The organism is Blastococcus deserti (assembly GCF_042682525.1).
Classification (GTDB): domain Bacteria; phylum Actinomycetota; class Actinomycetes; order Mycobacteriales; family Geodermatophilaceae; genus Blastococcus_B; species Blastococcus_B deserti.
In genome coordinates this window covers 187763-200159 of the sequence record NZ_JBHUHP010000016.1, presented here as the reverse complement: position 1 = coordinate 200159, position 12397 = coordinate 187763, and the positions used below count along the sequence as shown (strand labels likewise).

Annotated in this window: 14 protein-coding genes and 2 pseudogenes; 12 read left to right on the top strand and 4 right to left on the bottom strand. The window is 68.4% G+C overall.

Annotated elements, in window-relative coordinates; genetic code table 11:
* The 7 genes from ACFSHS_RS16640 to ACFSHS_RS16610 all read left to right on the top strand — a co-directional run bounded on the left by ACFSHS_RS16640 (position 1) and on the right by ACFSHS_RS16610 (position 7467).
* Positions 1-810 (top strand): ABC transporter ATP-binding protein, encoded by an 810-nt coding sequence (locus ACFSHS_RS16640; RefSeq protein WP_376878489.1) that lies wholly within the window; start codon positions 1-3, stop codon positions 808-810.
* The gene (locus ACFSHS_RS16635) at positions 797-1615 is read left to right on the top strand and encodes an ABC transporter permease (protein WP_376878487.1); all 819 of its coding nucleotides are present in this window, start codon (positions 797-799) and stop codon (positions 1613-1615) included. Before ACFSHS_RS16640 ends, ACFSHS_RS16635 begins: the two co-directional genes overlap by 14 nt.
* Before the next feature lie 144 nt (positions 1616-1759).
* Positions 1760-2068: a hypothetical protein gene (locus tag ACFSHS_RS16630; RefSeq protein ID WP_376878485.1), complete on the top strand. Its 309-nt coding sequence runs from the start codon at positions 1760-1762 to the stop codon at positions 2066-2068.
* A gap of 53 nt (positions 2069-2121) precedes the next feature.
* Positions 2122-3066 (top strand): GntR family transcriptional regulator, encoded by a 945-nt coding sequence (locus ACFSHS_RS16625; RefSeq protein ID WP_376878483.1) that lies wholly within the window; start codon positions 2122-2124, stop codon positions 3064-3066.
* 79 nt (positions 3067-3145) lie between these two features.
* A complete protein-coding gene (locus tag ACFSHS_RS16620) occupies positions 3146-3883 on the top strand; it encodes an amidohydrolase family protein (protein WP_376878481.1) in 738 nt (245 codons plus the stop codon).
* Positions 3880-4185 carry a hypothetical protein gene (locus tag ACFSHS_RS16615; RefSeq protein ID WP_376878479.1) on the top strand — a complete coding sequence of 102 codons (306 nt, stop codon included), beginning with the start codon at positions 3880-3882 and terminating at the stop codon, positions 4183-4185. Before ACFSHS_RS16620 ends, ACFSHS_RS16615 begins: the two co-directional genes overlap by 4 nt.
* 1002 nt (positions 4186-5187) lie before the next feature.
* Positions 5188-7467: a S8 family peptidase gene (locus tag ACFSHS_RS16610; protein WP_376878477.1), complete on the top strand. Its 2280-nt coding sequence runs from the start codon at positions 5188-5190 to the stop codon at positions 7465-7467.
* 51 nt (positions 7468-7518) lie between these two features.
* On the opposite strand, the pseudogene ACFSHS_RS16605 reads toward ACFSHS_RS16610, so the two are convergent.
* A pseudogene (locus ACFSHS_RS16605) lies at positions 7519-7729 on the bottom strand (integrase core domain-containing protein); the annotation flags it as partial.
* 230 nt (positions 7730-7959) lie between these two features.
* On the opposite strand from ACFSHS_RS16605, the gene ACFSHS_RS16600 reads away from it, so the two are divergent.
* From ACFSHS_RS16600 to ACFSHS_RS16580, 5 genes and pseudogenes are all read left to right on the top strand, one after another.
* A complete protein-coding gene (locus ACFSHS_RS16600; protein WP_376878475.1) occupies positions 7960-8238 on the top strand; it encodes a DUF4396 domain-containing protein in 279 nt (92 codons plus the stop codon).
* 428 nt (positions 8239-8666) lie between these two features.
* The gene (locus tag ACFSHS_RS16595; RefSeq protein WP_376878473.1) at positions 8667-8939 is read left to right on the top strand and encodes a hypothetical protein; all 273 of its coding nucleotides are present in this window, start codon (positions 8667-8669) and stop codon (positions 8937-8939) included.
* Positions 8940-9114: 175 nt separating this feature from the next.
* Entirely contained in the window at positions 9115-9306 is a 192-nt protein-coding gene (locus ACFSHS_RS16590; protein ID WP_376878471.1) for a hypothetical protein, read from the top strand.
* 4 nt (positions 9307-9310) lie between these two features.
* A complete protein-coding gene (locus ACFSHS_RS16585) occupies positions 9311-9751 on the top strand; it encodes a transposase (protein ID WP_376878469.1) in 441 nt (146 codons plus the stop codon).
* 30 nt (positions 9752-9781) lie between these two features.
* Positions 9782-10093: pseudogene (locus ACFSHS_RS16580) on the top strand (transposase); the annotation flags it as partial.
* Positions 10094-10313: 220 nt separating this feature from the next.
* Here ACFSHS_RS16580 and ACFSHS_RS16575 read toward each other — a convergent pair.
* The 3 genes from ACFSHS_RS16575 to ACFSHS_RS16565 all read right to left on the bottom strand — a co-directional run bounded on the left by ACFSHS_RS16575 (position 10314) and on the right by ACFSHS_RS16565 (position 12336).
* Entirely contained in the window at positions 10314-10643 is a 330-nt protein-coding gene (locus ACFSHS_RS16575) for a type II toxin-antitoxin system PemK/MazF family toxin (protein WP_376878467.1), read from the bottom strand.
* Positions 10640-10936: a type II toxin-antitoxin system VapB family antitoxin gene (locus tag ACFSHS_RS16570; RefSeq protein WP_376878465.1), complete on the bottom strand. Its 297-nt coding sequence runs from the start codon at positions 10934-10936 to the stop codon at positions 10640-10642. Before ACFSHS_RS16570 ends, ACFSHS_RS16575 begins: the two co-directional genes overlap by 4 nt.
* Before the next feature lie 383 nt (positions 10937-11319).
* Entirely contained in the window at positions 11320-12336 is a 1017-nt protein-coding gene (locus tag ACFSHS_RS16565; RefSeq protein WP_376878463.1) for a hypothetical protein, read from the bottom strand.
* Between the last annotated feature and the right edge of the window lie 61 nt (positions 12337-12397).

Here is a 12397-nt window from a genome sequence, read left to right as displayed (position 1 = left end):
ATGAGCCAGACCACGACGTCGGCTGGATCGCGTGCGATCGAGATCCGAGGGGTCGCCAGATGGTTCGACGATGTCAAGACGGGCGGCCGGTACACGGCCATCCAAGACGTCGACCTGACTGTGCGACCGGGGGAGTTCCTGAGCATCGTTGGGCCGAGCGGCTGCGGCAAGTCGACGCTGCTCCACATGGTGGCCGGATTCGAGCCCCCCTCAGCCGGCGAGATCGCCGTCCGCGGGCACCGCGTGGATCGTCCAGGTGCCGATCGTGGGGTCGTCTTCCAGAGCGAGCTGGCCGTCTTCCCCTGGTTGACCGTCGAACGCAACGTGGAGTACGGGCTGCGCGTGCGCAAGGTGCCGGCACCCCAGCGGCAGGCCAGGGTGTCCGATGTCCTGCGGCTGGTCGGCCTGGAAGCACATCGCGACAAGTACCCGCGGCAGCTCTCGGGCGGGATGAAGCAGCGGGTGCAGATCGCCCGCGTACTGGCGAACGATCCTGACTGCATGCTCATGGACGAGCCGTTCGGGGCACTGGATGCCCAGACCCGGATGCGCTTGCAGGACGAACTGGTTCGGATCTGGCAGGCCAAGGTCAAGACCGTCGTCTTCGTGACCCATGACGTGTCCGAGGCCGTGTACCTCTCCGATCGGGTGGCGGTGATGTCGCCGGGCCCCGCGGCTCGCGTGAAGTCCGTCGTGGAGGTCGGCCTGCCCCGGCCCCGCCGCCGCGATGATCCCGAGTTCCTCCGACTGACGTCGATGCTGACGTCGGAGCTCCACCACGAGAGGGAGGACGACGATGGCCGTCAGTGACGTGACGACCGGCGCGCCGGCCGGAACCGCCCGACCCGCGCCCCGGCGACCGGCGATGGCCGGGACGTGGCTCACCTACTTCCTCGCCGTGGTCGGCGCGCTACTGCTGTGGCAGTTGCTGTCCCTGTTCGTCAACCCGCTGTTCCTCCCCGGCCCCCTGCAGGTCGGCCGCAGCGCGGTGGAACTCACCGGGTCCGGAGAGCTGCCACAGCACGTCGGCGTGTCCTATTTCCGGGTGCTGTCGGGCTGGGTGATCGGCGCCGTTCTCGCCATTCCGCTCGGCCTGCTGGCGGGCCGGGTGAAGCTGTTGCGGGTGGCGCTCGAGCCCTTCCTCAACTTCTTCCGATTCGTGCCGCCCATCGCCTTCCTCAGCCTCTCCCTTATCTGGCTCGGTATCGGCGAGACCTCGAAGATCGCACTCATCGTCTACGCGTCACTGTTCATCGTCTTCCTGAACACGATTGCCGGTGTCCAAGCCATCGACGAGGAGAAGCTGCGGGCCGCTCAGTGCCTCGGCGCCTCACGGCTGCAACTTCTCAGCACGGTCATCGTCCCCGCGACGATTCCCGACATAGTGACCGGCCTCCGTACAGCTATGGGCATCTCCTTCATGACGGTGGTTGCGGCCGAACTGGTCGCAGCCGAGTCGGGGGTCGGTTATCTCATCTACAACTCGCGGCTGTTCGCGCGGACCGACTACGTCTTCGTGGGGATCGTGACGCTCGGTCTCATGGGCCTCTTGGCCGACCTCGTGTTCCGCTGGGCGACCACCCCCGTGCGCCACCGCTATGCGATCAAGTTCTGATCCGCAGGCGGACGGCGCCGGCGATCGCCGGCCGCTGTTGCCCGGACCGCTCGTGGTCACCGTCGGGGAGGCCATGGCCACGCTCGAGATGGCGCCTGGGCGGCTTATCGCGCACCGCCAGCCGGCTCGAATGCCGTGCAGCGGGTGGCGTCGCAGGGAGCCGAGGACGTCGTCGGCGCCCAGAGTGCCCGCGGTGTGCTCGCCTCGATCGGTGGCGACCGCTACCGCGCTGCCCCGCACGTCGCGTCCGTGCTCGGCACCGTGGACGCCGGGGAATTCCTTCGTCGCAGGTCACACCGCGGCGGAGGTCCGGGGCCGGACGGCGCACGCACATTGGAGACCGGTGTCGTGATGACTGCCGTCGAGGTGTCGGCCATCGGTGATTTCGACGGCTTGCCGAATGCGCAGGCGCTCACCGCTTCGATCACTGGGGGTACAGATGTCGATCGTTGAGAATCCGGGTGCCGCCGGGCTCCTCGAACCCACGATTGCCCGTCGCCTCACAAATGACTCCGAGCGGCCATGGTTGCTCGAGCGACTCGCTGCCGAGCGGCACGGCATGCCGCTCGGGGGCGCGCGGCCGCCGACAAGGGTCGAGCCCGACGGGCCAGACCTGGCGGCCGTACTCCCGGCCGCCGGAAGCGCGGCTGACGCGCGGCTGGTGTCTCGTGCCTGACAGCAGGGTCGACACCGTGTTGCTCGAATTGCAGACCCTGGTGGCCGATCTCGACCGGCGAGGGGAGGGGAAACTTCCACCGGAGACGAATCTGAGCCGCGTCCTCGGGGTCTCCCGGGCCACGCTGCGTGACGCACTGGGTCGGCTGGAGGCCGACGGCGTCATCGAACGGCGCCCCGGAAGGGGCACGACGATCGTCGGGCGGAGGGAACCGGTTCGCTACCCGGCGAACATCATCGGATCGTTCGCCGACTTCCTTCGAGAGGCGGGGGTGACCCACAGGCTCGTCGAGTTCTCCGTCGTCGGAGTGGACATCGACGAGAGCCTTGGTGAGCTCGGAGGTGACGGCGCGCCACGGTGGGCATTCCGCAGTACGCGCTGCTACGAGGTCGACGGAGTCCGCGCGGCCTTGCTGTGCCACCTCCTCCCGGAGGAGATCCAGGGACAGCCCTTGCAGGTCGAGCGCCTCGTCGGCGACATCGTGCCGTTCCTCGAGACCGTGCACGGCGTCGAGATCTCGCGCGTCACGAGCGCCGTTACCGCCGAGGAGGCGTCGGCCGAGGTCGCCGACATGCTGGGTCTCAAACCGGGGGCGGCCCTGTTGGTCATGTACACCCACATGGTGGACGAGACGGGGACCCCCGTGGCGCTGGGCGCGCTGGCATTCAACCCGAAGATCGTGTCTCTCGGCGTGGAGGCGTTGGAGCACGTGAACGCCGGCGGCCAGTCGCAACTTCACCTGGGTTGGCTCCGCGCCGGCATCTCGAGCAAGTGATCACACGGCACTTCACCGGATGGACCGGAAGCCAGCTCCCGGGTCGACCGGCGGTACACATCGTTCAAGTGAGGGATTCATGCGACAGATCGACGTGCACCAGCATCTCGGCCCCTGCCGAGTCTTCGACCTCGATGTCGAGGTGTCCCAACTCATCGACTCCGTCCAGCGGACCGGCCTCGACGGCATCGTCGTCCAGCCGTTTCCCGGCACCGACAACGCGAAGGCGCAGCACGATGCCATTGCGGCGATGGCTACCCATGCGCCGTTCGAGGTGTGGGGGATCGCCAGCGTCAATCCGCACATGGACGCCGACGCCTACCGACAGGAGGTGCGGCGGTGCGTCGAGGAACTCGGCTTCGTCGGGGTGAAGCTGCACACCATCGGACACGCGGTAAACCCCGGCTCCCGCGACGCCGCGGTCGTCTTCGAGACCGCTCGTGAATTGGGCATCGCCGTGATGGTCCACACCGGGGACGGCGTGCCCTTCGCCGACCCGGCCGCGCTCCTCGGGCCGGCCAAGGACCACCCGGACCTGCCGATCGTGCTCGCTCACGCCGGTGGCGGGACCTTCACCGGAGCCGCCCTAGCCGTCGCCCGGGAGTGTTCCAACATCTATCTGGAGCCGTCGTGGTGCAAGACGCCCGACATCGGAGCCATGGTGGAACTCCTTGGCGCGGACCGCGTCATGTTCGGTGCCGACCTGCCCTTCAACGTAGAGCCGGAGATGCAGAAGATCACTGCGCTGAGCTTGGCGCCGAGGGACATGGAGGCAGTGCTGTCGCGGACCGCTCAGAGCGTGTTCGGGCTCGCATGACGCCGTCTTCGTTAGTCAGGGTCAGCGTCACCTTCCTCGTTGCTCGGGACTCGGTCGCTGAATTGCGGCGGGCCTTCACCGACAACTTCGCTCCCGCCATTTCGGCACAGCAGGGATTCCTGGAATGTCTCCTTCTGGCTGCGACAGAGGGCGGCGACGCTCCTCGCCTTCGTCTCGACATCACCTTCCGTACCGAGGACGAGCGACTGGCATGGGTTCAATCGGACCTGCATGACAAGGTCTTCGAGCCCATGGCGGCGTTGGCGTCGTCGTGGCATGTCGACCATCTAGTTCTCGCGTGAGTCTCTAGTTCCGTAGCTTGCGAGGCCGTCCGGGACGGGGACCTCCAACCTCACGTGCGCCGACTGGCCGGCGGTTCCGGTCGGCGGTTGTCCGGGCTCAGGAACTCCGTCCACTCGCGGGCGCCCACCCCTGCGTCGGCAGGTCACCGGGCAGCCGGTCAGAACTACACCACCAGCGGGGACGTCACCCAGAGCTCCGCCGCGAAAAGGCCGACGCGCTCTTGAGGATCGCGTTCGCCCAGCGCAGCTCTCGCACCTCACGTTCCAGTTCGGCCAGCTGGGTGGCGTCATCGGTCGTCGTGCCCGGCCTGTGGCCCTCGTCGATCTCCGGCTTGGATGACCCAGTCGAGGGTGGTGCTCGGTGAGGCGGTGAAGGTCGTCGTCGAGCGGTGACGGCGCTTCGCACTTGCTCCCGAGGGCGGGCGATGGGATGACGACCCTGCGGCGGGCGCCCTCGGTCGGCCACGGGTTGCCATCGCGCGCCCGAGCCGCGCCCGCCGCGTGACGGATCGGTGATGGGGCGGTGACGTCGGCGTCCCTACCGTTCTTCCGGCGGTCGGCCCTGCCGGCCGGGCGGACTCCGGAGCTACGCGATCCGGAGAGTCATGCGATCCGGAGAGTCATGCGATCCGGGGAGTCGGACGGTCCGGAGGGGAGTCATGCGATTCGACGGCGTCAAGGTCAAGGTGAGCCTAAGCGGGGACCAGACGGACCTGGCGGTGCAGCGGCTGCGCCCGGAGTCACGTCCACGGGCAGCCCAAGCCGTGGCCACTCATCGCGACGGTTAGGCCATCACCAACGCCTGCAGCGCGCTGGCTCCCCCCATGCGGGCACAAAGACAAACGACAGCGGCGGGCCTGGCCCGCCGCACCGATCGGTTCGAAGACTTAGGTGCGGGGCTCGCCCGACGCCGATCACGAAGGGAATCACAGCATGGCGACGCGGCCGACGGCGAGTGCGCGAGGCGAGACTGGACCTCGACCGGAGTTCCGGCCTCGAGCGGTGTTCAAGCTCCACGATTGGGTGGACGTGCCGTACGAGGACGATGTGCAGAAGCTGCTCGCCGAGCGCTACGGCGCTGGCCCGCTCGAGGACATCCTCGGCGGCCTAGCGTTCGAACGGCTGCACACCGCACTGGCTGCCGACGAGATGGCTCGGCTCGTCGAGCTCGCCAAGGAGCGAGACTCGAACTACCGGGGCCATAGGTTCGACCGGTGGTTCTCCGTTGACGCTCCACCGGGCGTCCGCTCCGAGGAGCTGGTGGAGCGGCTCCTGGCGTGGGAAGTCGTAGAGAGCGCGCGGCCCGACGCCCCCGCTATCGACCCAGTCGTCAATGCCACCGACGATCCCCGCTCACCGAATCAGGGCTACCTCAACCCCGCGCCGGACGGCATCGACGCGGAGTTCGCCTGGACCGTCATGGGTGGCGCTGGCGCCGGCCAACGCTTCGTCGACCTCGAGCAGGGGTGGACCCTCGACCACGAGGACTTGAATGCCCACGGGGCCACGTTGCTGTTCGGCACTCTCCAGAACGGGTCCCGCCCGCACGGTACGAGCGTCCTCGGCGAGGTGTGCGCTGTCGACAACACCCTCGGCTGCGTAGGCATCGTGCCGGAGATCGACTCCGTGGATGTCACGTCGCACTCCGGATCGCTCGCCAACGTGGCCGGCGCCATCACGGCTGCCCTTCCAGGCCTCGAAACAGGAAACGTCCTCCTCCTGGAGGTGCAGACCGTCACCCCGGCAGCCCCTGTGTTTGGGGCACCGATCGAGTTGCTCGACGACGCCTTCGAGGCGATCCGGCTGGCGACAGCCCTAGGGGTGACCGTCGTCGAGGCGGGTGGTAACGGGGCCAACGACCTCGACCTGGTCACGAACTTCGCTGGCGACCAAGTGCTGAATCCGGCGACCACGGACTTCCGTGACTCCGGCGCCATCGTCGTCGGAGCGGCGACGTCGGCGGCACCTCATACCCGCATGAACTTTTCGTCCTTCGGCCCCCGGATTGACTGCTACGCCTGGGGCGAGAACGTCAACACGACATCGTCCAACAGCACCGGCGCGCAGAACCTGTACACGACAACGTTCAGCGGCACCTCGTCGGCCTCACCAATCATCACCGGAGCCGCGTTAGCCGTACAGGGCGTAGCCACCGCGGGCGGTGGCCCGCCGCTCAGCCCTGGCCAGCTCCGCGCGCTGCTGTCCGATCCGGCGACGGGCACGGCCTCGAACAACCCCACCGTCGACCAGATCGGCGTAATGCCCGACCTTCGGTCAATCATCGAGGACGTCCTCGACGTCGGGTTTGCTGACGTCTACATCCGGGACAACGCCACCGACGTCGGCGAGCCTCACACCGGCCCGGTCTCCACCAGCCCCGATGTGATTCTCCGCCCTAACAGCGTGGCGGACCCTCAGATGGCCTACGGCGAGAGCAGCGGGACCGAAGGATCCATGAGCCTGGGCTACGAAGCCACCGCAGGCCAGGACAACTTCATCTACACACGAGTGCGCAACCGAGGCACCACCGCGGCTGGGACCACCACGATCGACGTGTACTGGTCGGAGGTTGCCATGCTGGTGACCCCGGACATGTGGACCCTCGTCGGCTCGGCGACGCTGCCCACGGTCCCCACCGGGAACGTGCTTACTGTGGCGGACGAACTTGTCTGGGACCAGGCGGAGGTACCCGGCACTGGCCACTACTGCTTCGTCGCTGTCGTCAACACGGCCAACGACCCGGCGCCGCCGCTCGCGAACCTGGTGAACTTCGACAACTTTCGGGCGTTCATCCGTAACAACAACAACTCGACGTGGCGCAACTTCAACGTTGTGCCGTCGTCGGGACCGTCGGCCGATCCATCGGTAGCGATGCCGTTCCTGGCCGTCGGCGCCCTCGACAGGACGCTGCGGATGAGCATCGAGATCCTCCCGCAGCTGCCGGAGGGAGCGAAGCTGGTGCTGGAGGCGCCGGACTTCTTCTTCGACCGCAGCGGCCACCGCGGCATCGGGAAGCCGACGGAGGACGGACTTGTGCAGGTCCCGCTGAGACCGAGCGGCCGGCAACGGCTCGGCGTGTTCGCATTCCCTCGGGCGTACAAGCAGCCGATGCGGCTCATTGCCGAGCTGCCGAAACACGCCCGCAAGCAGACTGGCTACCAGGTGACGGCGCGCCAGCTCCTCGTTAACCCCGAGGAGGAAATTGGCCGCGTGACCTGGTACCTCGCGGCGCCGGACTTCTTCGAGCGCCGGGAAGCCCAGGAGCGGTGCCTCTTCGGATGAAGGCCCTGGATCTGGTGGAGGTGAAATTAGCGTACTCCATTTCCTTCTCGATGGAGTCGGGTAGCCGATCGAGGAATGGATTCTCTCGGTGTTGTGCCAGTGCACCCACTCGGCGGTGGCCGACTCGACCTGTGCCCGGTTCCTCCAAATGGTGCAGCGCCGCGGGTGCTCGATCAGTTCCGTCTTGTAAGGCCGATCGTCAATTCATCAACGCGTTGTCCAAAGCGTCGCCGACGGTGCCGATGGATCCGGCGATCCCGGCCGGGGGCACGGACGGACGCCGTCCGGCTGTGGCTGGACCACGCGGCGCGGTGTGGTGTCTCGCTGGTCCGAGCGCACACCCTTCCCGTCGAGAGTGCGTCGACGACCGTCCTGGAGAAGCTCGGATTCGAGCGGGTGGCCCGGCTGGACGATCCGGACATGGGGCCCGTGGCGCTGGGAGCGCCCGGCGGTCGCCCAGCGGGCGAGCCGAAAGAGAGCGGTGACACCGCCATGAGCCGATGGGATCTCGACCGACTGCCCGTCCGCGCGACCTTGTCCTGCCTGACCGGCTGCGCGATCGGCAAGGTGCTGGGCACGGTGACCGGCGCGGCCTTGGGCTGGTCGCACACCGCCACCGTCGTCTGGGCCGCCGCCGTGGCGTTCGTCCTCGGTTGCTGGCTGACCATGGTCGCCGTGCTCCAATCCGGGCTCCCGGTCAGGCCAGCCCGGGCGTGGCCCTCGCGGCGGGCACGGTGTCGATCGGACATGGGAACAAGGGAGTTCACATGAGGCGTAGCGCCAAGTTCTCCGTGCTAGCCGTTGAAGACCTGCAGTCTCTCGCGAAGGACAGGCAAGGACACTCGGGTGCCAAGGACCGCACCCGGCAACCATCGCCCGCCTCGTCGGTCGCTGGTGTCTACCGCTCAGGAAAGCTCCAAGGAGTCCTCACGCAGCTGACGCCGAATCGCCGCCGAGGAGCACTCGCGATCGAGGTTGCGCCTAGTGTCAGGGGTGTCGCCCCTTCCGGCGCAGAGTCGGTTTGTGCATCGAACCTTCCCTCCTTCGATGCCACGCAGCCCACCTACACGACGGCGCCCGGGGAGTGGGACAACCCCTTTCCGTGGCCGAGGGACACCTTCTACAACCGTTGGGATGGGATCAGGATCTGGCACTACCCGATCGTCGACCCAGCCACGGGGCAGGCGAACCCTGATCGGGTGACGATCTACTTCCGCGCCATCACCGATTGGCCGAAAGAACTCCGCGTGTACGGCTTTTGCCAGCGCAACTACAAAGGCCGGCTCGACGGCATCGCGAAGCGCTGGTGGGGGCCGATCACGGTGGACCGCGGCGTCGGCGATGACGCAAGCCTCCACCTCGTGTTCCGCAAGCCGGGCTTCCTGGGCATCTGGGGCGATGCCTTCTGGTTCTGGGGAGGGTTCGAGGCCTACGGCGGCCAGGCCATGCTCATCGAATGGTTCGGAGACTGATCCACCAGCGTCCCAACGTCGGGTGCTCCAGTGTCTGACATCGGTGCGGTTTGCGGCCGACGCCTGACTTCTCCGCCGGGAGTCATTGCGTAGTGCTTTACGAGTCGGTGGGGCTGCCGCAGTCGGGATGGGCCTCCGCCCGAGTCGCGCGATCTGTTGAGCAGGCGATCCCTGCGTGCGACAGCCCCCGCTCCAGCAGTACCTCGAGCTCCGTCTCCGAGTCCCGCCGATCGTCGCCTTCATCGACCAGCACAAGCTCGAGCACGGGGTCGAGCCGATCTGGCGCGTCCGATCCGAGGCCGGCGCGAATATCGCCCCGAGCACCTACTGCGCCACCAAGGCGCGCCGTCGGCGGCACGGTCGGTGACCACGTGGCGACCACCGAGGTCATCGAGCGAGCCCACAGCGACAACTACGGTATCTACGGGGTGCGCAAGATGCACGCCGAACTGCGTCGACGAGGCCACCAGGGGGCCAGATGCACCGTCGCCCGGCTGATGCGCCGAAGGGCCTGCGCGGATCAGCAGGGCGAATGGGTTGCGCACCACCGTGCCCGGCAGTGGCCCCGACACCCGCCCCGACCTGGTCGATCGTGCCTTCACCGCGACCGGCCCGCACCAACGGTAGGTCGCCGACATCACCTACTCCCGGACGTTCTCCGGCACGCGTACCGCTGCCCGACGGCAACAGGTGACCCGACACCGACTCGACATCCATCACCACATGCTCAGGGTGGGGAGTCCCCTACACGACCCCAGCCGGCTGTGCCGTCGCTTGGGACTGCCCCGGTTCGGTTGACTCCTTGCCTGTGAGGCTTCGGCCTCGCTGGAAGGATCAGCATCGTGCCCAAGCCGTTCCCGCCGGAGTTCCGGCGTGACGTGATCGCCGTGGCCCGCAAGGGCGAAGCGTCCATCGCCCAGATCGCCCGGGACTTCGGCATCTCGGAGTCCTGCCTGGCCCGCTGGCTGAAGATTGCCGACCGCGAGGACGGCCTGGCGCCGCCGGCGGCCGGCGGCCGCGGCGGCGGAGGCAAGGACGAATCCGCGGAGCTGCGCGAGCTGCGGCGACGCAACAAATTGCTGGAGCAGGACGCCATCTTGGCCGCTCAGCGCCAAGTCAGGCGCATGCCGTACCTTCCGCGTGCCTCAGCGCCAAATGGCCGGCCGGAGGAGCGGCTCTTCGCTGTCACTCGTTCAGCGGCCAGTCGAGTGCTGCGGTTCGCGGCGCCATTGCTGCCCACGCCGGCCCGGAGGAGCGAGTCCCTGTTGCACTCCCCGTCCGGGAGGGCTCACCGGGCCGGTCATGCGGGAAGGTGGCCGACGGCATGGCCACTGTCCTGCGATATTTCCGGGGGGAGCCTCCACCGAGACAGCGTCAGTCCGCGCAGTCGACCGCGACGGCGAGGGCTCCGCAGATCTGCCGCATGCGCGTGTCGGCCAACCGTCCGAGCCGCTCGACGAGGACCGCGACAGAGACGCTCTCGACCGAGTCCATGTTGACCACGCAGCGGCGGGGTACCGGGTCCTCGCCGGGCTCGAGGCCAACTTCGCTGACGAGGCCGCGGATCGTGGTGGTGCATGGTGCGACGAGTGCGCGCCGGTGCCGGGGGATCACTGCGTCGCGGGAGAGGATGACGACCGGGCGGCGCCCGATCTCGGGCATCTCGCACCACCAGACCTCACCGCGCGCGGGCAGCGTCGTCACGACCGTCCGGCGGCTTCGCGGAACGACGCCAAATCACCCCACTCGTCCGGTTCGTCGAGCGGGTGTTCGTCGTAGGCGGTGTAGCTCGCCTCGACTTCGGCCGAACGGTGGCGCGCCACTAGCGCGCGGAGCGCCTCATCGATCATGGCGGCGTCGGTGTCACCGGATCGCACACGTCGAGCGGCCTGGAGGAGATCTTCGTCGACGGTAGTGCTGAGCCGTGTTCTACCCATGCCACAATCATGCCACGGCAGTCGTCTCTGGCACCACGACGACGTCTGCACCAGCGCCACGCGGGCTGCTTACGAGCTCGGGCTTACCGGTTGAGCACGAACTGCCCTACCAGGACCGGACCACCGCCCCCGACACTCGTCGGAGCGTGAAAACCGAGCCTCCTTCAGACCCGGCGCCGGACACTGCGACCGACCGATGGCCTATCCCCGCCGTCGATCGCATTCCAACGTACGGCGGCCTCGGACTGCACCTGGTTGCCGGGCTCTGCGCCGCGCACGGCTGGTTCATCGACACCGAGGGCAAGCATGTCTGGGCTACAGCGCCCCGGCCTTCCCGTTCGGGGCCAGGTCTCCGCCGAAAGAGACGGGGACCTTCACGCGGCTCGACGGCCATTGTTGGCGGCGTTTCCGCCGGACTTGTGACCTCGTTGTTCGGCAGGCTGCTAGCTCTGGAGGGTGTGCGGACGGGCCGGATGACGCTCGTGGAACGACTGCAGGGCGAGCAGCAGCAGGCCTCCGGCGGCCCAGAACGTCAGGACCGTCAGCGGTCGGCCGGCGCCGGTGCCGTCGAACCCGGAGACCGCCCGAAGCGCAGCCACGAGCGCCCCCGGCGGCAGGCTCTGACCGAGGGCGGCCCAGCCGTCGGGCAGCAGGGCCGGGGCGCTGGAGGCGCCGGACAGCGGGTTGCCGACCGCCACGACGAGCAGTTCGGCCAGAACCAGTCCGATGCGGCCGGCGACGGTCGCGATGCCGAGGATCCCCAGGGTGGTCGCCGCCAAGCCGAGGCCGACGACGGCGACCTCGGCCAGCGGGTCGCCGGTCAGGGCGCCGAGCCAGCCGTGCAGGATCCCGACCGCGGTCGGGCCGGCCAGCAACCCGAACAGGACGGCACCCGCCGAGCGCCGAGCCGGTCCGTGCACCCGCAGGAAGAGCAGGCCACCGGCGGCACCACCGATCAGGGCGAGGGGAAGGGCGCCGGCGGCGAGACCGGTGCCGCGTGGGTCGTCGGGGGAGGCTGGGGCGACGTCTTCGACCGGGACGGTCGTACCGGCGACGGCCTGAACCACCTGGGTCAGCGCCTGTGCGATGGCCGGTCCCGCCTGTGTGGCCACGATGACGCTCGGGCCTTCCGGGCTGAGGAGGAGCGCGCCGTCGACATCCCGGTCGCGGACGAGGGCGCGCGCCTCGTCGAGGCCGTCGGCGCTGCGGATCGAGAAGGCGCCGGGCTGCGCCGCGTTGAGGGCGGCCCTGAGCCGGTCGACCGCCTCTGGTGGACCGGCGACGGCGATGGGGACGTCTCGGGGGCGGGTCTCTGTGGCCGGCCAGGCGAACACGGACAGAAGGACGGCCAGCGCGGCGCTGAGTGCGACCGCCAGGCCGAGCACGGCGTGCCATGGGGTCAGGCCGTGCACGTGAGCGGTGTCAGGGGCGGATCTGTGCAGGGTGCTCGCGGTGCTCACCGTGGACCTCCTCTGAGAAGTAAAACGAACGACCGTTCAGCGCCAGTTTTCGCTCAGATAT

Coding starts and splice junctions, on each gene's coding strand:
- ACFSHS_RS16640 (WP_376878489.1), top strand. CDS start 1: ATGAGCCAGACCACGACGTCGGCTGGATCGCGTGCGATCGAGATCCGA.
- ACFSHS_RS16635 (WP_376878487.1), top strand. CDS start 797: ATGGCCGTCAGTGACGTGACGACCGGCGCGCCGGCCGGAACCGCCCGA.
- ACFSHS_RS16625 (WP_376878483.1), top strand. CDS start 2,122: ATGACTCCGAGCGGCCATGGTTGCTCGAGCGACTCGCTGCCGAGCGGC.
- ACFSHS_RS16620 (WP_376878481.1), top strand. CDS start 3,146: ATGCGACAGATCGACGTGCACCAGCATCTCGGCCCCTGCCGAGTCTTC.
- ACFSHS_RS16615 (WP_376878479.1), top strand. CDS start 3,880: ATGACGCCGTCTTCGTTAGTCAGGGTCAGCGTCACCTTCCTCGTTGCT.
- ACFSHS_RS16600 (WP_376878475.1), top strand. CDS start 7,960: ATGAGCCGATGGGATCTCGACCGACTGCCCGTCCGCGCGACCTTGTCC.